The organism is Psychrobacillus sp. L3, from assembly GCF_042945595.1.
In the GTDB taxonomy this organism is placed as follows: domain Bacteria; phylum Bacillota; class Bacilli; order Bacillales_A; family Planococcaceae; genus Psychrobacillus.
In genome coordinates this window covers 1,744,179-1,765,716 of record NZ_CP168493.1, presented here as the reverse complement: position 1 = coordinate 1,765,716, position 21,538 = coordinate 1,744,179, and the positions used below count along the sequence as shown (strand labels likewise).

Below are 21,538 nucleotides of genomic sequence, written 5' to 3'. Positions count from 1 at the left end.
TAAATTTTTTTTAAAAAGTTGGAATTGACATGTTGAATACCTAAAAAAGATCGTTCATATAATGTGAACGATCTTTTTTCTCTTGTTAAACTAAAGCATTTAGTGCAATAAGGGTGCAAAGATTAGCATTAAGACTGAACAAGAAATTAGAAAAATACTAACTGTTTTTGGAAATTTCAATCTTTTTTTTCCTTTATAAAATCCAGAAAATTGAAGCCTATTTCTATACAATACGAAAATTAGTATAAGAATGGACATGCCCACTATCCCAGCACCGTTGGTATTATCGACATTTATTCCTAAACTTGTATAAACAAATTTCATTAAAACATCCATTATACTGCCAAGAATTAAAAAAATTGCTATGATTCGAATTAATTCGAAGAATACTCGAAACATAATTCATCCCCCTTAGAAAATAAATTTCCTTATTCAACTAAACTGCGGCTTTAGTTCAACAAGAAAAAAGAGTTGCCTAAGCAACCCAATGTTCTTGAACTAACGCACTCCGATAGCTTAATTGAAAAACACTGTACAAATGGCATCAAAGCTTATCTCAATTTTATCCCTATTTTTTATTAAGCATTATATTCTCCACTTTGCCATCTATTATTACGTTAAAAACAAGTTCTGAACTATCACAATCTGAATAGCAACTCTTTTTAGATACTCTACCTTCTAATACTCCTTCGTCATTTAAAAAACCAACACCTCCAGTTGTTGGTTCTTTAAAACCTACCTCATAAAAAATTTCCTTATTCAAAAGTTCTTCTAAATTTCCGCCTGTATATTCTACAATGTAAGTTCCCTCAAATAAATTATTTTTTTTACTGATATTAAATTTTACCAACCAATTTTCATTTTCCCCAAAAAACGAAGAGGTTTTGTCATCATTACAAGCTGAAAGGATTACTAATAACAATAGAAATAGAATTATAAAACGAGTTTTACGCATTTTTTCTACTCCCCACCATATACCTTATTTTAACTATAACTATTCTACTTATTTTCTATATTTCCTTCTTAAACTAACCTGCCGCGTTAGTTGAACAAGCATAAGGTATATCAGAATCATCTTTGGTAAGACTAATTTTGAGGTGATATATGTGATTCGTAAAGTTTTGTTTTCGTCAATTCCTATACTTTTCCTATTTAATCTACTTATAGTAAGTGCACAAAGCATTACGGAAATTGAACTTCTTGATATTGAAAAAAATAAGATAATAACAATCCCAACAAATCCTAAAATACAATTAGAGACTAAAAAAATTATTAAAGAAATTGATAATATTGTTAAAAAATTCAACCCTATTCCAGACAAAGGTTATATAGTTAAAATCCCCTTATCGCCATCTCTTCGATTGGAAAATAAATGGGTTAATACTTTGATTGATGAAGTTATCATTATTATTCCCGAGAATGAAAAGCCTTATTTACTCATATTTGATGATGAAAAAAAGCCTCATTTTTTTACCGTTAAAACAGAAATGGATACGTTACTAAAAACATTTGATTTTCCCCTTTAAAAAAGACCACTATTGGTCTTTTTATTATGTTCTTCTTAAACTAACCTGCTTCTTTAGTTCAATAAGAAAAATGCTTTACTCCCTCTTGAAGTAAAGCACCCGTTAGTTCAATAAGAACATTTTACAAAATACTCTTTAAAATTTTAAATAAAAAACCTGAGAGTGACATTATAGCAAAATAATGATAAAGTCTAATTGAATTAAGGTAGTACTCATCCGCTCTTATCATTTTTTCTTTCTTTTTATTAAACCAAATACACACTTTTATTAGTTCAATTAATCCAAGTATAAAAAAGACAATAAAGACGATAAAAAGTATATTTTTTAAGAAAAAAATTATTATCACTTATCTAACCTCCACACACCAAACTAACATATATTTACCTCCGCTTTGTTTATTTCGAAAATTTTGTTTATATGTAGTCATCCTAACTCTTATTCAACTAAACTGCTGCGCTAGTTGAATAAGAAAAGCGAAGCTTATTCAACATTCGCACCCGATTCTGGAATAACAAATTTCATTGTATGTCATAAGGTATGGAGCGAAAAAAAGTTGAGCACCTTTTAGATAATCGCAACAAATATATAAAAACCCACTTTATAATACTATCCTCAAAAACTGCGCCGTAAAATAAACCGGATGTATTATTCAGACGGATTAAATTTCAATTCTAACAACCCTTGTTCTGTCATAGAGTATACAATATCCTTATCTTTGAAACTTACTGTGACAGTAAAATCTGAAGTTGGCGGATATCCAATAGTATAGTTATTAGCACCCTTTCCGGGAAACGGTTGTACAGAGTATGGCTTAATGACATAGCCAACTTCAGTTTTTTTACCATTCTCGTCCACCCCATATATAGGTCTCATTGTTACATTTATTCCCCTACCATTAGTAAGGTCCAGTCTAATAGCCCCTGCCTCTAATGGGGTAGTGATTTCATAATCTATGATTGTGATATCAACGTCTTCGGACTGTGCTCTTGTGCCTATTATAAAGACCCACGTTAATATACCTAAAATAATAGACAATAATAATACACTTATGATTACTCCTTTTATAAAGGACTTAACTCTTGAACGGTTCCAGAATGAAGATATTTTGTTTATAACAATAGCGTCGTTTCTATTTTTTTGGATTTCTGCTTTGGGAATTTTTATTTCATCTTGTATTCTATCCAATTCACTTTTGCAACTATCACAATCTGAAATGTGTTCTTCTACCATTCTTTTGCTAGCATCACTGCATACTCCATCATAATACAAAGGAAGCATATCTTTAATTATCTCACATGACACTTTATTACTCATTTCTATTCCTCCCTTAGCAAATCTTGAATTTTACCTTTAGCTCGGTGAAATGTGACTCTTGACCAACTCTCCGTTTTCTCGAAAAGTTGACTTATTTGTTTAAAGGACAGTTCTCCAAACACCCTTAATGTAAAAACTTCTTTATAAGGCTCTTCTAAGCGATGTAAGACCTTATGTAAATGGAAGGTTTTTTCCTTATTGACAATCATTGATTCAATGCTATTCTCGATTATTTCCTCTGGTATATCGTCTGTATCATATCGCTTTTGTTTATCAAGATAGGTAAAGTATGTGTTTTTGGCTATTTGACAAAGCCATACATTGATTTTACAATGACCATTGAACTTATCAATGCTTTTTAAAGCCTTGAAAAATGTTTCTTGTGTTATTTCTTCAGCAATTTTTTCATTACGACTTAACGATAATACAAACGAGTAAACATCTCGGAAATATTGATTGTATATACTTTCAAACTCTGTCACCTTTCTACCTCCTTTCATAATTAAGACTAAGTAAAATAAGTTTCGTTACAAAAATGATGAAAAAAATTAGCAGACATATAAAGTCTGCCATTGGGTCATATCATTTATTGGTAAAATAGAATACCTTAGTTCCTTTTAGTTCTCATTGATAATTTAACATATATATTCAATTACCTTTAAAGAACTTATTCAAGATAATGGCCCGATTGTTGAACACAATTTAAACAACACTCTTCAAATAACCTGCCGCGTTAGTAAAAAAAATGGCTCTACTCCTTATTGAAGTAAAGCACCCGTTAGCCATCCATGAAGCGCAAAATCAGCGCTTCACCACAGAGAATGAAAATGGTTAGAGGAGTCAATACTAGTAGTCCACCGAAATCAATAGACTTATTAATATCCGCTCTCCTCTTTTTTTTTACGATTAAGCAGGGGTCTTCTTAAGTATTGTCATTTTTCTTTTCTTGAAGAAACTAATTTTCATGGTAGTTGAGGAATAGTTATTCTTTCAAGCTGTCTAATAAAACATAACCAAATACAATCCCAGCTGTTGTTGTGAATGTAGTATCTCTTAACAGCAGAAACTCTTTTCCAAATAACAAATTCAACCCGAAATAAAAAGTCAGAATTGGTATCATTGCTATATAAAGAGACGGGATTCCAATTTCAGCAACCTTAATCCAATCAAACGACCATTGCTTTTTTTCTTTAATCTCTATAATCAATTTAGGCAATCGTAAAAAAAATCCAATAAAAACAGGAAAAATAACTGCAAATATTAAAAAAGGCATTAAATTAAATGTTGTTGCCGATTCTTCTCTTAATCGCATTTTATAATCCGTTCCTAGATAAAAAATAAATCCCATGGCTACTGCGGAAACGAAATAAAATAAAAATCTTTTAATTTAAAACTCCCCCTTTCACTTATTTATACAGCGTAAAAAAACTCTTATTAAACAAACCTGCCTAGTTAGTAAAATCACGCATTATGTCTATAATTCTATTAAGTTGGCAATAATCCCTTTAATATTACTATTTTAGGGGGTATGGAATTGTTACTGTCAAAAGCATGGGATTCTTTTGAAGCGGATAAGAGAATAGAGGGCTTTTCTTCCCAAACGTTGAAAGCATACCAGTTACAGTCTTTGCTACTAATTGGTTATTTTAAAGATGTAGAGATGGAACTGTTGGATACAAATCAACTGAAGGAATATCTTGCCACATCCGGCAAGCATTTGAAACCAGCCAGTCTTGCACATCGTATCCGCTTTATGAAATCGTTTTTTCGATGGTCTCATGAAGAAGGCTACTTGATTAAGAATCCAACTTCAAAAATTAAAGAGCCCAAGATAGGGAAGCGTATACCCAAGTATTTAACTGAACGGGAGATTGAACACCTTCGTGAATCCTGTCATTCCCCAATGGAAAGAGCGATTTTCGAATTCATGTTTTCTACCGGTTGTCGAATTGGAGAAATAGTTGCTTTAGAAAAGAACCATATTAATTGGTCCAATCAATCCGCAATTGTTAGAGGGAAAGGTGATAAGGAGAGGGAAGTTTATTTTAATATACGTTGCGACATCTGCCTTAAACGTTATATTGAAAGCCGTAATGATAATAATCCCCCATCTTTGTAACAGCAAGGCAGCCACATAAAATGAGTGTCGCTCAAATGCGATACATCATCAAGCGGATCTCCTATCGTGCTGAAATTAACAAAGAGATTCATCCACACCAACTTAGACACAGCTATGCAACTCATTTGTTGAATAATGGAGCTCCTATTGAAATCATACAAAGTCTAATGGGGCATGAGAAAAGTGAAACCACAAGGATATACGCTCAATTAAGTGGAAGGTTAAGGAAAGAGTATTATCAGAAGTACTTTTAAATGTAAAAAGGAGCAACGCCTTAAAAGACGTTGCTCTACTTGACTAAAGCACTCGTTAGTTTAAGAAGTAAATCAAGTGAAAATTTTATTTTTAAAAAAGGACAATCATTTAGAAATGTAGAATATACATAATAATACCAAAAATAGGAGGAATGACATGAAAAATCAAGTTTGTGTTATAAGCATCTACGTGCCCAATTTAAACAAAGCAATTGACTTTTATACTAATACTTTAGGTTTTGAATTAGACGAAATGTATGGTCCTAAGATTGCATCACTTGTACATGGAGAGTTACCAATTATTTTAGAGGAGAACGATAATGCAACCTATAAACAAGATGTTTCTGGAGTTGTATTAGGTTTAGGAACTGAAGATATTTATGAAAAAGTTAAATTCTTAAAAGAGAAAGAAGTAAATTTCATTATAGATGAACCAACTAATTGTCCTCCAGGCAAATATATTAGTTTTAGAGACCCCTTCGGAAATGTTTTAGAATACCTCCAATTTGAAAATTTGTAACAAGTATAATGAGTTCAACATAATTGTTGGACTTTTTTTGTCTTCTTATTCCACTAAAATGCCAAAAATGCTTTACTCTTTCTTGAAGTAAAGCACCTGTCAGTTGAAGACGAGTTCTTTAGTTTCCCATTTTACAATGAAGCGTTAGTACATTATTCCTTACTATGTAAAATGTTTACTACTATTCCTAAATATCGATATAGAGTAAAATATCTTATAACTTTATTTATATAGAGGAGACTATAAAAATGGGTAGAGAAAGAATAGGTTTAATTGTTTCGATAATAGGTATTTTACTTATTACATTAGGAGTGTTGTACCCACTTAATTACATAAGTCATCAAACATATTCATATAATTCTAGGCTTGGTATTTATGTTTTTAGGTATAGCAATTCGACCAGAGAGAAAAAAGAAGTCTTCGAAAAAGTAGGATTTCTACATCCTTGTTGAACTAACCTGCGGCGTTAGTTCAATAAGAAAAAGCTACCCCTAAAGGCAGCCTCTTGTTTAACTAAAGCACCCGTTAGTTTAATAAGAGCAGAGACGCTTATTCACCAATCTCGCCCAATTGGTGAATATTGTTAGTACACGTCATATTGAATTAACGCTCCCTATTAATTTAAAAAGGGAGCCTTGCAGTTTGTGCAAGTGCACCCTATTGTTGTTGTATCAAACTAATTCCTTCTCCATTGCCCAGTAAGTATCATCCCAGCCAACATGTTCATATCCGAATTGTTCGTATAAACGACAGGCTGGATTTCTTGGGTCTACGCTTAAACATAATTTCTGATACCCATATTTTTTTGCTTCCGTTTCGAGCGCACGCATTAAAGTATTTCCAATTCCTTTACCCCGAAATTCTTTAAGGATGGCAATTCCGATTTCTGGCGTTTCATCATCAAACTGACGTAACCAAATGGCACCAATCTTTTGTTCGTCTGTTTCCGCAATCAATCCAATATCACCGCTCTGTTCCCCCCATCCATCCACATATTTTGAGACAGATGGTTCGTCTAGTATTGTTCGTGGGAAAGGTTTTTGTCCTTCTGGTACAAACGCGGACTCATACACCATATCCCGCAAGAATGGGATATCGTGTCTTTCAAGACTTCTTATTTCGAAATTCATAGGATTTATCACCTACCCTTTGTAGTTCGTTCTCAATTGAGATGTTCTACATTCCCTCCTACCAAGATAATTATAAATATAAATCTGGATACGATTAAACCAACCTGACCCCGTTAGTTCAATAAAACTTGCACTATTAAATGTCTCGATTGTTGAACACAAGTTAAACAAAGCTCTTCAACTAACCTACTGCGTTAGTTGAACAAGTCTAATTTATTACGTTGAAATCAATATTTTGTGACAACCTATCCAAATTACTTAACGTTTGTAACTCTTTCTGATTTCTTTGTTCTAATAAATGAATACACACTTCTAAAAAAGGTAAAGTACATAAGCAATAACAGTATCAGCATTCCATATGCCTGTTTAGGAAAATTATCAAATATAAAATCTTTTTGAGTAAGTACAAAATAATTTATCATTAATAATAAAATCAAATTTAAAACTACCGAAAACAGTTCTTTCTTATTTTTAAAAAAGAATGAAGATATCAACGATAATACCAAGACAAGAGTAAAAATCTGCATAAAACTGAGAACAAAATTCGCGAATTCCATATTAATCCCTCCTATTAGTAGTATCTTTTTACTCAAGCCTAGTAGTTAATTTCTCCAATCTTCTTCTGAACTCCTTCTTAAACTAACCTGCTGCGTTAGTAAAAAAGCTCTACTCCTTATTGAAGTAAAGCACCCGTTAGTTTAAGTACATTTATTCACATACTTATAAAACTACTTTATTATTAAGGCTGTTTGTATCCTTTAAGTACTTCACTGTTAGTATTTCTCGATCTTTATTTTTATTTTCATTTTTATTTTTTCTTCGCTAATTGTTACTGTTTCTGTTTCAGAAACATTCTTAATAGAATCTTCAACTATTTGTTGAATCAACGTATCATCAATTTTTGCATCCTTCGGGAAACCTACTGAAACTGTTATTTCATCAGTACCACCAATGCTTATCTCAGCGTGTCAAAAGTCCAGTTATACAACAGTTGAAAGCCTAAGAAGTGCATAAGAAAAGACCTTAATTTAAGGTCTCGGTTTAACTGCTATTCCATTAAATCAATTATCTTGTTAGTTGATTCTTCTGGGAGAATATAAATGGTGTGTGTATCATCCGTTTTCATTAAGGTGCTTTCTTCAAACAAACCACCCAACCACAGATGAAAACTTTGTTTGTCTTCATTTTCATAGACAATATCCACATAAAACTCTGGATTAGCCATATTTACTATGCCATTTTCTTTTACAGCACTTGAAAATACGCTTCTCAAAACTCCAATAGAGAAATCATCATCAAAAACGGTTGCACTATTTCCTTTTGATTTTGAAATGCTGACCTTTTTAATTTCTCCATCAAGTATCAGTATTTCATTATCTTCTGGTTGTTGTTCTGTTGACTCTTGTTCTGATGGCTCCTGCTTTGTTGACTCCTGTTCAGTGGTTTCCTTATCTAAATTTATTATAGTACTATCCTTTGATTCGCAACCTAGAAGGATAACGGACATAAAAGCCAATGATAAAACAAGCAACATAATTTTCTTCATATACTATTACCTCCAATTGTATTATATTTACTATTCAAGTTAGACGAATCAAGTCCTTTTAATATTTCAAAATTTATTCTATTTTAACAATTGTTAAATCTTATACCAATTTTTATTAAATAACAACAATTTTTACGAAAACAGCCTAATATTATTCAACTAAACTGCACCGTTAGTTGAATAAGAAAAAGGCTTTACTCCTTCTTGAAGTAAAGCACCCTTTAATTGAAGAAAGGTTTCTACATAAATAGCGTCAATGTTTGGTTTCTAATCTATCCTGTAGATTTTTCTACTAGTTCTTCATTTCTCCAGTTAACTTAGTTCTTTGTACAGTAGTATTATCATCTCGGTTATTTTATTTAAGCTTTAATGAAATAGAATTTGATTCTATAGAATTTGATTCTTGAGTTACAACAATATCTTGTTGTTCAGAGTTTCCATCTGTATATTTTATAATTACTTTGATTATTATGTCGTCATCTATTACCAAATTGCCATCATGAGGAATTGCAATTGAATATTTATATTTATCCTGTTCATTATACTTAACTGTATAGGTATTTCCAATGTCCTTTGTAGCAGAATATATATCTGAACCAGGCGAATTTCCAATCGTAACTATCTTTTCCGATAATAACCAGTCTTTGTCTGCTTCTTCTTTAGCTGTTAGTATAACATCCTTTAAAAACTTGCCTTTGCTAATGGTATAAGTGATCGAGTCGATATGTTCTCCACTTACATTTAGCATAACCTTTGTATAAATTGCATGACCTGAATCACCAGTTATATCAGTTGTAATACCTCTAAGTTCAGTTGATAATTCAAAAGTAGCTTTATCTGATGAAAGTTTGGTATTATACTGATTCCCATCATTACTCAATGCAACCCCAAATACAGTAACAGTAGTGACAAAACATATTATAGCTAGAAAAAGTACCCATTTTGCAAATACCTTTTGTCCTTTAAATAGTTGACTTACAATCGAATGCATTTCTTGTTCTCCCCCGAAACGCTCAATGGCAATAGCAATGGCTTCTTGTTCATTCATTCCTTCTGCTTTTAATTCGTGGACAGCCTCTATCAAATGACTTTTCAACTCTGCTTTTAATTCTTCGATTTCTTTCTTGTTCCCACCGACCCTATTATAAACTTCATCAACATAAGATTCTATTTGTTTCACGCTTTTTCTCCCCCTTCAATAAATGTATCAATAATTTTTTTAACAAATCGCCATTCCTTACGCTTTTCTTCAAATCCCTCTTCACCTAATGGTGTAAGTTTATAATATTTTCTTCTTCCACCAGGTCCTTGTTCATCGCCCCAATAAGATTCAATCCATATATTTTTTTCTAATCGCTTTAAAGATAAATAAAGCGTACCTTCTTTCAATTCGAACTGTTCATCGCTTTTTTCTCTCACCAATTTAGCTAACTCATATCCATACATATCTCTGTTATGTAGTAACGATAGAATTATCGTATCAATATGACCTTTTAAAACCTCTTTATTTACTTCCAAATTTGTCCACCTCCTATAATAGTTATAATGTATATTACTCTATAATACAAGGTATTAATTCAAAAAAATTTAAATTCTTATTCAACTAACCTGCTGCTTTAGTTCAATAAGAAAAAAGGCTTTACTCCTTCTTGAAGTAAAGCACCCGTTAGTTTAAGTGTAACTTTTCACAAACATTGCTTCATTAATTTTAAAGAGAATATCCTTGTGGGAGAGTTGCCCCGTTTAAAAACTAAAATTACTATTCTAATAACTCTACCCATATTGAATAATCTTTTTCAGGTATATTTAGAGCATATTGATTTTTCTTCAGTTGTAGATTTTCGGATATGTCAATAAAGCCAGCTTGAAAATAATTTCCTCCAGTTGCAATACTACGGTCTGAAGGTTTTCCAATTCCAAGCGATTCTAAGACTACCCAACCTTTTTTTTGTTTTTCAACAAGTGCTACAAAATATTGAGTTTTATATTCACTATTATCACTAATTGCTCCTTCTCCTTCAAAAACATATATTTTTCTATTAACATTTACATCCGTTTCCTGTATAACGTTCATATTTTTAACAAAACCAACTTCTGATTCTAATAACTCTATTGCCTTATCAGGAGTATTTGAATACAAAACCTCATCATCTGTACAGGCAACTAACACTAAACTGAATATAACAATTAGGAAATACTTCATAATCCCCCAGCCCCCTTTCTTTATGTATCTTACTTCTTTATACGAACTAATTGGAATTAAGTTGAAAAATATTTATTGAACTAACCTGCGACGTTAGTTCAATTAAAAAAGCTTTACCCCTTCTTGAAGTAAAGCACCCGTTAGTTACATATCTTCTTTAATTAATTTACTTTGTTAGTTGATGAATTGTGATTTTTTAGGCTATCTAACAAAATATAACCGAATATAATCCCAGCTATTGATGTGTATGCTGTACCTCCTGAAAGCACAAATTCTGCTGACATAAACAAATTCGTTCCGTAAGAAATAGAAAGAAGTGGCAACATAGCGATATATAGAGAAGGGATTCCAATTATGATGACTTTAATCCAATCAAATGACCATTGCTTTTTCTCTTTAATTTCTATAATCAATTTAGGGAGTCGTAACAACAACCCAATAAAAACAGGGAAAATGCTTGTGGATATTAAAAAGGGCATCATATTAAATGTTGTCGCCATTTCTCTCTTTAAATTAACATTATATTTCATCCCTAGATAAAAAATAATTCCAATAACTACTGTGGAAAAGAAAATAAATAAAAATCTTTTCATTCTGACTCCTCCTTCAAATTTTGTTTAATTATTTATACAACACAAAAATTACTTTTATTCAACTAATCCAAAAATTAGTTGAATAACAATGCCACCAATGCTTTTCAAAATTATTTTACTACTACTTCTATAATTAATCTTACCACATTATCAATTAATTTCCTTTTATTATCAGAAAATTTCGTAATATAAAAAAGCACCGCTAAAAGCAATGCCGATTCGTCCTATAATATTGAAATATTTGTATTGATATTTATGGTGTTATTTGATTTTTTGTACTACTCAACTGAACGGGTTATTAATATAGACCTGCAGTTTTTTTGTATAAGAATTTTACATTGTTCTTCATTCTGTCCAGAATCACTATAATTCTTATTACTAAATGAGTTGCACTGTCATACGACATGCTCTAACTACGTCACTAATCATTAAAGCCTTATTGAACTAAACTGCGGCTTTAGTTTAAGTGTAACATTTCACAAAGCATATCTGAGATCAACTTAATGTTTTGGACATAAAAATAGACCATCGAAATGATGGCCATATTTTGCTAAAGCACCCGTTAGTGGAATATCCAAACTACCCAACATACTGAAGAATTAATTGATATAATGCTATGCAAAGTCCTAAAATACTCGCTTTTATTTTAGATGGATGGTTTCTTTTGCTATGAAACAAGTAAAAGAAAACTACTAAAAAACCCAACGGAAGCCAAAGCTCAAATACACCATCTTTTGTATTGAAAGAAAAAATCGGAGCAATGTAAGTGCTAATCAGAAAGTAGAGGAACACCGTAAAACGTCGTGTTTCTAATTGCTTGCTCCACCTTACTAAAAGAAAAATAATTAAAATTGCTATAACTGTAATGGGTAAAGGTGGTAGAACAATCGCTGCACCATTACCGAGTTTAAACTCCATATTGAATCATCCCTTCAAGTATCATCTTCACATTTTGACGAAACAACGACAGCTTCTTTGACCTCTTTACCATATACAATACATTTAGTTCATTCCGAAGCAAAATGGCCCGATTGTTGAACACAAGTTAAACAACACTCTTCAACTAACCTGCTGCGTTAGTTTAAGAAGAAAAAAGAGCCGCCTTAGCAGCTCAACGATTTTTACTAACGCACCCGCTAGTTGAATAAGGAAATCAAGCCCCATCTTCCCATCACGATACATAGCAAAAGTAAACGTTAATATAATCATCATCATAAATATCAAAAACTAGGGAAATATATGATTATCTTATAAAACTGGAGGTAATACATTGAAAATAATACTATTTACACTAGTTGTCTTATCCAATTTTCTTTTTCTTTCATTGGCACCATCCGAGACTTCATCCCAAAGAACAGCAGCTTCTGAAACCACTTCTCCTAAGTTAGAGTACCCAGATAATCAAAGTAAATCTTTTGTTGAAGAAGATAAATTTTATAGTGAATTAGATAAAAATATTTACGAAGAGTATAAAAATGCTGCATTTAGTATGAGAAAAAAAATCTCCTTTAATGAAGTACCAGATGCAGAACTAACATTTAAATTGAAAACCAAACTCGGTGGAGAGAAAATGAATCCTACTAACAGGCTACATATTCATCCCAATCGACAAGTATATTTTATGGCATCTTTTCACCAAAATGAAAAAGAAGAATGGCACAAATTTGTAGTAATAGATGCCGAAACCAAAAAGGTGCTTCTTGGAGGAAATCATTATCATCTATATGATAATCCTTACAAATAAACAAACTAAACCATCATAGAAATATGGTGGTTTTTATATTGTTTCTAATTCGAAAATACACTGTCTTATTCAACTAAACTGCCTCTTTAGTTTAAGTGTAACATTTCACAATGGATTTCTGAGATCTACTTGATGTTTTGGTTTAAAAAATAGACCATCGAAAGATGGTCTTGTTTAACTAAATCACTCCGTTAGTTGAAGAAAAGTTTTCAATTTTTATAGTATTGAATATAAATGCTTTTGCGTAAATACCCCAACATATACTGTAGAGAATAAAAAAGATCGGCAGCAGTCCGATCCTTTCACTATCATAGGCTTTGAAAGGCTTATTCGCTTTCAATAATTTCTTTAATAATCCCCGCTAGAATATCTGCTGTTCTGTACTCTTCTTCTAATGTATTTTCTACGCCCCCGATGGACAACATTACTGCCTTATCAATGAGATCTTGATTATAGTCAGCACTCTTTACCCCACTATCTTTAAGGATAACTCCTTGTGATAAACCGGGATATTTTTTTTCCACCTTGTTATGAATTAGTTCAGCAAATGCTAGGTTCTCTTTATAGTTTTTGCTTGAACGGGATAAGAACAAAGCTACCTTCGCATGCTCTTTTCCATTAAGAATTATCGTGGTATTTTTTCTCGGAACATTATCTCTATGAATATCAATTATCATTTTTAACTTATTATGGTTTAATAAAACCTTTTTAATTGATTCTCTTGAGAGTAAATAAGAGTCTGCTTCGGATAACCCCTTTTCCTCCAATTCACCCTCAAAGTCAGTGGTTTCATGAATCGTAGTAATATTCTCTTCTAATAAAGCACTTTTAAGTCGACTACCTACTAATGTAATATTTTTTGTATCATCAAATGCTTTACTAGCATCTTTTACATTCAATTCTGGACTAAAAGACTCTCGGTTATGTGTATGATAAATATAAACTAAAGGCTCTTGTTGTGAAGCCGCAGGGACTAGTTTGTTTTCTCCAACTGCAGAAATGGCTAAGCTGATTGTTTCATGTCCTCCTAGAAGGAAAATCCAAGAGATCACCATAAAACATAATGACATTGAAGTAGCTATTAGAGAAAAACGTTTGTATTTTAGTTTTTTATCTAATTTCCTTGCCTCCTGCCTGAGTTTGTTGCCTGTGGCTGATACGAATTCTTCCCCCGGGTTAAGTGGATAATTAGCTTTAATGAGTTCAAACAATTCATGTTCAGCTTTCATTACTTATTACCTCCCCTAAGTCACTATTCATTGTTTTTTCAAACTCTTTAATTGCTCGATGATAGACTACCTTCACCTTAGATTCACTATAGTTGAGAATTTGGGCGGTTTCCTTGATAGAAAATTCATTAATTCCCCTAAGGATTAAAACCATTCGATAATTTGGTTTTATCTTCGAAATAGTTTCATTTATATAAATTTTAGTTTCATTTTGTTCCGCATATTCAACGGGACCTTTTTCATTCGAAATCAACTGTTTGAAGAACCCTTCTTTAAGGATTGTTGTGAATCGTGTTTTTCGATAGTGATCTATTGCTACGTGTTTTGCAATGGAAAAAATCCACGTTTTTAAACTAGAGGAGTAATCATATTTTGATAAATTCTTCAATACACGGATGAACACTTCCTGTGTCATATCCTCTGAGTCATTTTGATTTCCGGAATAACAAATAATGAACTTGTAAACGTCTAAATAATAGTGCCTATAAATTTCATCGATTTTATTCTCTAAATTGTGTGACTCAATCAAATGTATCCCCCTTATTTTCTGTATAACTATTATTCGTTTTGGACTTCAGAAAGGTTACACAATTTCTGAAATTAATTATTTTAGTTATTCTAAAATAAAAAAACTACCAGTCATATTGAACTGAGCCCTAATTAATGGACAGATTAATAAAAACGACTTTGCAGTCTAGGCGGCGATTAGATGACTTCGGTATTGAGCCGGAGTCATCTTTTTTAAATTCCATTGTTTGCGTGTTGTATTGTAATGCTCCATGTACTCATCTACCATTTGCTTTAATTCAAATAAGTTGTGCGCTTCCTGATAATCCACTTCATCTTTAAAATGCCCAAAGAAAGATTCCATTGGGGCGTTATCTAAGCAGTTTCCTCTCCGTGACATAGATTGAAGTAAACCCATTTTCTTTACACGTTTTTGATACTCCGGGTGCGTGTAATGGACACCTTGATCGGAATGAATCATGACTTCTGGATGAAGGTTTCCTTCTAATGCTTCTTCTAATTTTTCTAATGTCCGATAAACAATTCTCATTTTTAAGCTTGTCGATAGTTCATAGGCGACGATTTCACGTGTTGCAACATCTTTTACGCAAGATAAGTACGCCGTTTGACTATTACGGTATTGTAAATAAGTGATATCTGTTAAAAATACTTTGCCCGGTTCATCTTGATCAAATGCTCGATTTAAGTGATTAGGGACCATACGGTGCGCTTGCGTCGCTTTCGCAATATGTTTATATGGATTCGCACGACGTACTTTCGCAAAGAAATTAAACTTCCTCATTAGGCGAAGAATCTTTTTGTGATTCATTGGTGTCACTAATAATTCTTCTGATGCCATGTAAAGTCCTCGATAACCAATTTTCCCTTTAAAAGCATCGTAAATGCATTTTAATAATACATAGTCTTGATAGTCTTGTTCTTCACGAATCGAATGCTTCTCTGAATTTTGAAGCCAGGCGTAGTAGCCACTTCGACTCACATCAGTTAATTCACAAAGATAACGTGTCATGTTCTTTAGTTGATATTTTCGAATGACTTCGTTGATCACTGCGTATTTTTCATGGGGTGCCAGAACTGTTTCTTCGCCTGCCTCTCGAGTTCCTCTAGCTTTTTTAGTAATTCTAATTCAGCTTCTAAATACTTAATACGTGCTTCTGCCTTTTCTAATTTTTTCTCAGCTGATACATCCTTTGTAGAAGGGCGACCTGTGCTACCTTTTCCGCGACGTTCTTCTAAAAAGCCTTGTTCACCGTAGGTGTTATACGTATTTCTCCATCGGCTTAATGACCATTTGGCTTTTTTGACTCCAATAGTTTCTAAATCAAATCCATTTTCGATAAAGATTTGAGAAGGTCCTTTACCAGCCAAATTTTCTTGAACGGCACGAATTTTAAATTCAGATTTATATTGAATGGCGCGATCTGATACGGATACGATATTTGGGTTTGATTCTAGTTGTCTTCTTTGATGTTCATTGAAAAGTATTTTACTCATTAAAAAATCTCCCGTTCCAAGTTGTTATTTTCTAGTATAACGGGTTTTTAAACAGAAAAACCCCGAATAGGGTCACTTTTTTTAAAGTGTCCACTATTCGGGGTTCAGTTCATATAGACCTGCAGTTTTTTTATAAGAAATTTGCATTGTTCTTCATTCTGTCCATAATCACCATAATTCTTTTCCTAAATGAATTGCACTGTCATACGACAGGCTTTAAGTACTGTTGATCACTTCACTAATCACTATAGCCTTATTGACCTAAACTGCCTCTTTAGTTCAATAAGAAAAATGCTTTACTCCTTCTTGAAGTAAAGCACCCGTTAGTTTGAAAAAGCGTCAACGCTTAATGCATAAACGCTACTAAATTCGATTTTTCATTTTATAAATTTTAAATTATCTATGGGATAAAAAACAACTTTTGCAGTACCCAATATTTTATCCTTTGAAACAAATCCAACACGAGGGTCTCTGCTATCTGTACTGTTACGACGATTATCTCCTAGTACAAAAAAGTATCCATCTGGCACAGTTAATTCACCTAAATATTCGTCCAATGTAAAGTCTCCAGTAAGTGTACCTTTGTCTATCAAAGCATTTTTATATTCCTCTAAGTAGGGTTCTTCGTACCTCTCACCGTTAATAAAAAGTTCATCGTTTTCATAAGCGATGCGGTCACCAGGAATACCAATAATACGTTTGATATAATTAGTATCTTCTTTTGCTTCAAATACAATCACATCAAATCTTTCATACTCCATCATTTGTGGTCCGATTTTATTCACTACTACTCTGTCACCATTTTCAATTGTGGGCATCATAGAGGCACCATCAACTACAATAGGTGTAAATATGAACATTCGAATTCCCCATGCAAATAAAAGTGCTATACCGATTGCTTTTATCCATTCCATAAATTCATTTTTTTCTTTGATTTTTTTCACGTTCAACACCTCTTTCTCTTTTAAACACTTAGTATTTACTTGAATAACTCACTAAATTAACTTATTCGACCTCCTTTTAATAATACCTGCTAGTTAAACTAACCTGCCTCGTTAGTTGAATAACATTATTTCGCAATCTTTAGTATATTTTAGCATAGATTTCTCATTTTCTTTCCAATATCCAATTAGCAAGTGTTTTAACAACGGAATTAACAAAGGCACATAAATTTATGCGCTGTTGCTAATTCCTGTGCCAATTGTGGTACCAATTCATCAATATAATGCATCTAAATATTGATGCAACAACAAAAAAAGGGACACCAATTCATATGTGAATTGTGTCCCTGAACTCTGTGTTTTTTAATGTTTTCTCCCCATCAACCGAACCCGTTAGTTGAACAAGCACATACTTTATTCAGAAAAGGCAACAATACACCTAATTAAATAAAGTCGTTAAGAGGTGTATTGAAGAAAATGAAAAAGACGTTAGTCGTTTTTATACTATCCATTGTTCTTATTACTACTTTTCAAGAAAGAATCGTTTCATCTGCTAAACCAACTCAAGACTCTGAAGAACTTAAGTTACAGGATATGCTTATGAACATGCTTGCCCCTTATATTGAAAAAGATTTGAACAATTATTATTACCCAAAGATTTTAAAGGATTTTTCACCCGCTGTCACTCCATGGAAAATTGAAGTGATTGAAACAAAAAGAGTAAATGGTTTCCGTGGCTTTGCATTGGAAATTACATTTGAAATTGAACCTACCGATGGTGGACACTGGATTCCAGTAGGGAAAGACCGTATGACCTATGAAATTTCTTATGGACCTGAGGTTAAATTAATAAATCACACGCACCTAAAGACGTATAAATATCCTCCTGAATTATAAATAGGCTTCCACTAAACTGCTCGTTAATTCAATAAGAAAAAAGGCTTTACTTCTTCTTGAAGTAAAGCACCCGTTACTTTGACTTAACTATTACAGTAGCTAATACTGTTTGTTAGAACGCTTGGTCCTAACTTACCTGTTTTCGAATTTGAGAGGCGTACCTGAACTTCGACATTCTTCATTTCTGCTGTAATCAAATCAAATCGTCCAGCCCAACTTGGACCATTATCCTCTGGGGTTGGATAAAGCTTAAAACGCCAACTTATTTCTTTGGGAATAAACCCAAAGCCTTCATAGCTATCGAAGTCACCATAAGTAGATGGATTGGGAAGATGAACAGCAAGAATACTTATATTAGTTCTTGCAAAACTTGGTGGGTTTAATTGCACTTTATAGATTAATGCAATACCTTTTGCATTCGTCAGACTTTTATCAACAGGTTCCAACATCAGGCTACACGGCTTTGAAATGGCTTCTAATAATTGATCACTTTCTTTGTTTATTGCCTTTACCTTTGTTGGTTTTTCCCAAGTTACATATACCAACGTTGTTAGACTTAATAGTAATAGTACACATATTAATGAGATTTTTTTCATCTAACCACCTACCTAATTTTAGGTAGTATATCCTTGTTGTAATACAATATCCTTGTTCAACTAAACTGCTGCGTTAGTTCAATAAGAAAAAAGGCTTTTCCCCTTCTTGAAGTAAAGCACCCGTTAGTTTAAGTGAAACTCTTCACAATATCACAATTTAATTTGTTTTAATGGTAAGCTTATGCTTGAAATTTCTTAAGTACACGAAGACTGCAACAGCTATACTAATAAGTACACTTACTAAAGTAATCCAGAAAAAAATTCTTCCGCCAATTGTTGTTGAATTAAAAATAAAACCACAAAGCAATATCATAATACAACCTATTCCCCCAAAAAAACCAATAGCCCATTTAGGGTTATATTTTATTAGATAATAACCAACTACACTCAAAATGTAGATTACACTAATCATCATAATAGCGGGAAATAGTGGTTGAAATTTAGCTGCATAGACAAAATAATCAAGTTGACTAATATCATGACCATTCGTAATCTCAATGTTAAATAAATTAGAAAAAGGTGTTGAATACCTCCATTCCCAAACGATATTCGTTATAGTACTACCTTCATACCAAGCTATAAATGTTGATACCACTAAAGTAAAAATTCCAACGATAAGTTGTAACACATACTTAAACACTTTTCGTCCTCCCAATAAATTCTATTTCTTACCAAGACGCCTTAAATTACTTTCTGTTCCAAAATCAACTACGGTCTTGCCGTTGAATTTAAATAACCTTAACACTCTTTTCTTGAAGATTAGTTTTCTTTAGGATTCTAATAATTAGAGTATTATTGTCACTAAAGCAGAAAATACAACTACGGAAAACGGAATAATATATAAACATTGCTTTTTTCTTTTAGGAACAAGAAATAAAATAATAATTATCAATAAAGTATACGTTATTTCAGTACCTATCATATAAAAATAATTTCCATCACTTACAAGAACATTTTCGTACTGCCTGAATTTTTCGTAATAGTTTACCGTAGAAAGATAGATTTTATATCCTTCAAATGCAATTACGGAAATTGGTAACGAAATAATAATACTGGAAATTAAGTGATTAGCATGAGAAAACCACATTAGATAGGCTGGAATCGTTGATAGTAATGCAAGGATGCACCAAAAAATAATATATTTTAATGGTAAAAATCCAAGAAATAATATTGTATATATGTAATACGAAAATAGCATTGAAATTAGGAATATAAAAACACGTGTTGCGGCTAATTTAGGCGTGTATGAATATACAGCTATCAAAGTAGAAACGAATATCCATATCCCCCAGTTACTTCCGATAACTCCCAAAATTGAAATTTCGTCAGGAATTATAGGTGAATCGAGTATCTTAGCAATCAACCCCAATGTAAATCCAAAAACGAATGAAAATAAAACCGAATATGCTATTTTCTTTTTTCCTACTCTAATATTAGTACGTATTCTATTGTATTTTAAAAACATACTCATAATTAACCTTCCTTCTGGGTTTGGAAACTTATTTTTACGTCTGACAAAGTTGATATTTCCACTTGCGTTCAACAACACTCTTCAACTAACCTCCCATTAGTTCAATAAGAAAAAAGGCTTTACTCCTTCTTGAAGTAAAGCACCCGTTAGTTTAAGTACATTAGTTCACACAGACTCTTTATAAGTAACAAGAAAAGGTGCCAACAAAGAACCAATAATAAAAATAAAAATACCTATGCCAAGTGTCACAAGACCATTGCTAAATGGGGACCGAAAATAGAAAAAGGTGAGCATTGGAAGAACAGTAAAAGAGACAAAAATTAAACTGCTTGTAAATGTTATCTTATGTGTTGTATCGCATTCGTAACATTTAATAGGTTTATAATTCAGCCAGAAGGATTCATAGATTTTACTCCAACTAAAATGTGCATTGCATTTCTCGCATTTTTGCAAAGCTAATCACCTCCATTATGATTTCTGGATTTTCTAAGGCATTGATTTATTAAACTGCCCCATTAGTTCTATAAGGAAAAAGCACTTACCCCTTTATTGAAGTAAAGCACCCGTTAGTGAAAGAGGATAATTAGTTATAATGGCAAACTCATAGAAACAGTTCTTATGTTAAAGCCCATTTTTTCGTAAAGTTTAATAGCTGGATTCCCTGCAAACGCACTAAGACGAACTTCAGAGTATCCATCTTTTCTTAGATGGTCAAATGCAGTTTTCATTAACTGTTTAGAAACTCCATTTCCTCTAAATTCTTCTATAACAAACAGTTCATAAATAACTCCATTCATCTTGTCAGTAAATTGGTCTTTACCTGCACCTACAAGAATCCAACCCTTTAATTTTTTGTTCTCTTTTGCTATTAAATAATAGCTTCCCTTTTCCAGTAATGGTTCAATAAGACGTTTGATTTTTTCATTTGTAGGTTTTACTTCACCCAATGTGCCATCAAATAAAGCTTGTGGAGAAAGTAAAATAACCTCTTTAAGTTCGGAATCATTAGGTTTTCTTATATCCATTAATAGAGTCATTCCTTTCAATGTTCTTTGAAATAGTCTAACAGAATATTCAAAAAAACACTCTTTTTTTCCAGTTCTTCTTCTTCAACTAAACTGCTTCGTTAGTTTAAGTGTAGACCTTCACAATCTCATTCATATATTAACATAAATATCCAATTAGAAGACACTTATAATAAAATATTATATGTAAGGCAGGTGGCGTCATAATTTTCGGTATCTCTTTTGTTATGCAATTTATTCGATTTTGAGCATTTTTTTATTTTCATGGGAGATAAAGAAGTACAAAAAAAGAAGGTTAATCCCTTCCAGAATCAACACTCCAATTAATTTCATTAGTTTCTTCAAAACCTCTAAATTCAGCTTCAATTCGTTCGAAAACAGCTTTATCTTCATATTTTTCGTCTTCTT

At 32.3% G+C, this 21,538-nt stretch carries 26 protein-coding genes and 1 pseudogene; 6 read left to right on the top strand and 21 right to left on the bottom strand.

Annotated features, from left to right (window positions below):
* Nucleotides 1-99: 99 nt before the first annotated feature.
* Both ACEPXD_RS08475 and ACEPXD_RS08470 read right to left on the bottom strand, forming a co-directional pair.
* Nucleotides 100-399 carry a hypothetical protein gene (locus ACEPXD_RS08475; RefSeq protein WP_391122320.1) on the bottom strand — a complete coding sequence of 100 codons (300 nt, stop codon included), beginning with the start codon at nt 397-399 and terminating at the stop codon, nt 100-102.
* A 169-nt stretch (nt 400-568) separates the two neighbouring features.
* Nucleotides 569-955, bottom strand: coding sequence for a hypothetical protein (locus ACEPXD_RS08470; RefSeq protein ID WP_391122317.1), 387 nt, complete (start codon nt 953-955; stop codon nt 569-571).
* Nucleotides 956-1,106: 151 nt separating this feature from the next.
* Between ACEPXD_RS08470 and ACEPXD_RS08465 the strand changes: the two genes are divergently transcribed.
* Complete coding sequence (locus ACEPXD_RS08465; protein WP_391122314.1) at nt 1,107-1,526, top strand: hypothetical protein; 420 nt, start codon at nt 1,107-1,109, stop codon at nt 1,524-1,526.
* Nucleotides 1,527-2,171: 645 nt separating this feature from the next.
* Here ACEPXD_RS08465 and ACEPXD_RS08460 read toward each other — a convergent pair.
* The 3 genes from ACEPXD_RS08460 to ACEPXD_RS08450 all read right to left on the bottom strand — a co-directional run bounded on the left by ACEPXD_RS08460 (nt 2,172) and on the right by ACEPXD_RS08450 (nt 4,188).
* Nucleotides 2,172-2,840 carry a zf-HC2 domain-containing protein gene (locus tag ACEPXD_RS08460; protein WP_391122311.1) on the bottom strand — a complete coding sequence of 223 codons (669 nt, stop codon included), beginning with the start codon at nt 2,838-2,840 and terminating at the stop codon, nt 2,172-2,174.
* Between the two features lie 2 nt (nt 2,841-2,842).
* Nucleotides 2,843-3,322, bottom strand: coding sequence for an RNA polymerase sigma factor (locus tag ACEPXD_RS08455; RefSeq protein WP_391122308.1), 480 nt, complete (start codon nt 3,320-3,322; stop codon nt 2,843-2,845).
* A gap of 500 nt (nt 3,323-3,822) precedes the next feature.
* Complete coding sequence (locus tag ACEPXD_RS08450; RefSeq protein ID WP_391122305.1) at nt 3,823-4,188, bottom strand: hypothetical protein; 366 nt, start codon at nt 4,186-4,188, stop codon at nt 3,823-3,825.
* Between the two features lie 186 nt (nt 4,189-4,374).
* Here ACEPXD_RS08450 and xerA point away from each other — a divergent pair.
* The 3 genes and pseudogenes from xerA to ACEPXD_RS08435 all read left to right on the top strand — a co-directional run bounded on the left by xerA (nt 4,375) and on the right by ACEPXD_RS08435 (nt 6,185).
* A pseudogene (gene xerA / locus ACEPXD_RS08445) lies at nt 4,375-5,213 on the top strand (site-specific tyrosine recombinase/integron integrase).
* Nucleotides 5,214-5,370: 157 nt separating this feature from the next.
* Complete coding sequence (locus ACEPXD_RS08440) at nt 5,371-5,733, top strand: VOC family protein (protein ID WP_391122302.1); 363 nt, start codon at nt 5,371-5,373, stop codon at nt 5,731-5,733.
* A gap of 248 nt (nt 5,734-5,981) precedes the next feature.
* Nucleotides 5,982-6,185 (top strand): hypothetical protein, encoded by a 204-nt coding sequence (locus tag ACEPXD_RS08435; protein WP_391122299.1) that lies wholly within the window; start codon nt 5,982-5,984, stop codon nt 6,183-6,185.
* A gap of 219 nt (nt 6,186-6,404) precedes the next feature.
* Here the strand turns inward: ACEPXD_RS08435 and ACEPXD_RS08430 are convergent, their stop codons facing one another.
* The 7 genes from ACEPXD_RS08430 to ACEPXD_RS08400 form a co-directional block, all read right to left on the bottom strand.
* Nucleotides 6,405-6,863, bottom strand: a complete 459-nt coding sequence (locus ACEPXD_RS08430) for a GNAT family N-acetyltransferase (RefSeq protein ID WP_391122296.1) — start codon at nt 6,861-6,863, stop codon at nt 6,405-6,407.
* Nucleotides 6,864-7,911: 1,048 nt separating this feature from the next.
* The gene (locus tag ACEPXD_RS08425; RefSeq protein WP_391122293.1) at nt 7,912-8,409 is read right to left on the bottom strand and encodes a hypothetical protein; all 498 of its coding nucleotides are present in this window, start codon (nt 8,407-8,409) and stop codon (nt 7,912-7,914) included.
* Between the two features lie 355 nt (nt 8,410-8,764).
* On the bottom strand, nt 8,765-9,589 hold the full coding sequence (locus ACEPXD_RS08420) for a permease prefix domain 1-containing protein (protein ID WP_391122291.1): 825 nt from the start codon (nt 9,587-9,589) through the stop codon (nt 8,765-8,767).
* A complete protein-coding gene (locus ACEPXD_RS08415) occupies nt 9,586-9,927 on the bottom strand; it encodes a PadR family transcriptional regulator (RefSeq protein ID WP_391122289.1) in 342 nt (113 codons plus the stop codon). The genes ACEPXD_RS08420 and ACEPXD_RS08415 overlap by 4 nt, the downstream gene beginning before the upstream one ends.
* 241 nt (nt 9,928-10,168) lie before the next feature.
* Complete coding sequence (locus ACEPXD_RS08410) at nt 10,169-10,612, bottom strand: hypothetical protein (protein WP_391122287.1); 444 nt, start codon at nt 10,610-10,612, stop codon at nt 10,169-10,171.
* A gap of 161 nt (nt 10,613-10,773) precedes the next feature.
* Complete coding sequence (locus ACEPXD_RS08405; protein ID WP_391122284.1) at nt 10,774-11,205, bottom strand: hypothetical protein; 432 nt, start codon at nt 11,203-11,205, stop codon at nt 10,774-10,776.
* Nucleotides 11,206-11,784: 579 nt separating this feature from the next.
* On the bottom strand, nt 11,785-12,123 hold the full coding sequence (locus ACEPXD_RS08400) for a hypothetical protein (protein WP_391122281.1): 339 nt from the start codon (nt 12,121-12,123) through the stop codon (nt 11,785-11,787).
* 352 nt (nt 12,124-12,475) lie between these two features.
* On the opposite strand from ACEPXD_RS08400, the gene ACEPXD_RS08395 reads away from it, so the two are divergent.
* Nucleotides 12,476-12,949 carry a hypothetical protein gene (locus tag ACEPXD_RS08395; protein WP_391122278.1) on the top strand — a complete coding sequence of 158 codons (474 nt, stop codon included), beginning with the start codon at nt 12,476-12,478 and terminating at the stop codon, nt 12,947-12,949.
* 326 nt (nt 12,950-13,275) lie between these two features.
* On the opposite strand, the gene spoIIP is transcribed toward ACEPXD_RS08395, so the two are convergent.
* The 4 genes from spoIIP to lepB all read right to left on the bottom strand — a co-directional run bounded on the left by spoIIP (nt 13,276) and on the right by lepB (nt 17,114).
* Nucleotides 13,276-14,178, bottom strand: coding sequence for a stage II sporulation protein P (gene spoIIP, locus ACEPXD_RS08390; RefSeq protein WP_391122275.1), 903 nt, complete (start codon nt 14,176-14,178; stop codon nt 13,276-13,278).
* Nucleotides 14,168-14,707 (bottom strand): RNA polymerase sigma factor, encoded by a 540-nt coding sequence (locus tag ACEPXD_RS08385; RefSeq protein ID WP_391122272.1) that lies wholly within the window; start codon nt 14,705-14,707, stop codon nt 14,168-14,170. Before ACEPXD_RS08385 ends, spoIIP begins: the two co-directional genes overlap by 11 nt.
* A 165-nt stretch (nt 14,708-14,872) precedes the next feature.
* Nucleotides 14,873-16,200, bottom strand: a protein-coding gene (locus ACEPXD_RS08380; protein WP_391116643.1) for an IS3 family transposase whose coding sequence is annotated in 2 segments (ribosomal slippage) — nt 14,873-15,822 and nt 15,822-16,200 — 1,329 coding nt in all. Because the reading frame shifts where the segments join, the coding sequence is not laid out codon by codon here.
* A gap of 377 nt (nt 16,201-16,577) precedes the next feature.
* Complete coding sequence (gene lepB / locus ACEPXD_RS08375) at nt 16,578-17,114, bottom strand: signal peptidase I (RefSeq protein ID WP_391123111.1); 537 nt, start codon at nt 17,112-17,114, stop codon at nt 16,578-16,580.
* A 504-nt stretch (nt 17,115-17,618) separates the two neighbouring features.
* Between lepB and ACEPXD_RS08370 the strand changes: the two genes are divergently transcribed.
* The gene (locus ACEPXD_RS08370) at nt 17,619-18,038 is read left to right on the top strand and encodes a DUF3888 domain-containing protein (RefSeq protein ID WP_391122269.1); all 420 of its coding nucleotides are present in this window, start codon (nt 17,619-17,621) and stop codon (nt 18,036-18,038) included.
* An 83-nt stretch (nt 18,039-18,121) separates the two neighbouring features.
* Here the strand turns inward: ACEPXD_RS08370 and ACEPXD_RS08365 are convergent, their stop codons facing one another.
* The 5 genes from ACEPXD_RS08365 to ACEPXD_RS08345 all read right to left on the bottom strand — a co-directional run bounded on the left by ACEPXD_RS08365 (nt 18,122) and on the right by ACEPXD_RS08345 (nt 21,130).
* Nucleotides 18,122-18,634, bottom strand: coding sequence for a hypothetical protein (locus ACEPXD_RS08365; RefSeq protein ID WP_391122266.1), 513 nt, complete (start codon nt 18,632-18,634; stop codon nt 18,122-18,124).
* Nucleotides 18,635-18,791: 157 nt separating this feature from the next.
* Nucleotides 18,792-19,274: a YjdJ family protein gene (locus ACEPXD_RS08360; RefSeq protein ID WP_391122263.1), complete on the bottom strand. Its 483-nt coding sequence runs from the start codon at nt 19,272-19,274 to the stop codon at nt 18,792-18,794.
* Between the two features lie 144 nt (nt 19,275-19,418).
* Entirely contained in the window at nt 19,419-20,105 is a 687-nt protein-coding gene (locus ACEPXD_RS08355) for a hypothetical protein (RefSeq protein WP_391122260.1), read from the bottom strand.
* Between the two features lie 165 nt (nt 20,106-20,270).
* The gene (locus ACEPXD_RS08350; RefSeq protein WP_391122257.1) at nt 20,271-20,558 is read right to left on the bottom strand and encodes a TIGR04104 family putative zinc finger protein; all 288 of its coding nucleotides are present in this window, start codon (nt 20,556-20,558) and stop codon (nt 20,271-20,273) included.
* Between the two features lie 134 nt (nt 20,559-20,692).
* Nucleotides 20,693-21,130, bottom strand: a complete 438-nt coding sequence (locus ACEPXD_RS08345) for a GNAT family N-acetyltransferase (RefSeq protein WP_391122254.1) — start codon at nt 21,128-21,130, stop codon at nt 20,693-20,695.
* Nucleotides 21,131-21,538 lie beyond the last annotated feature (408 nt).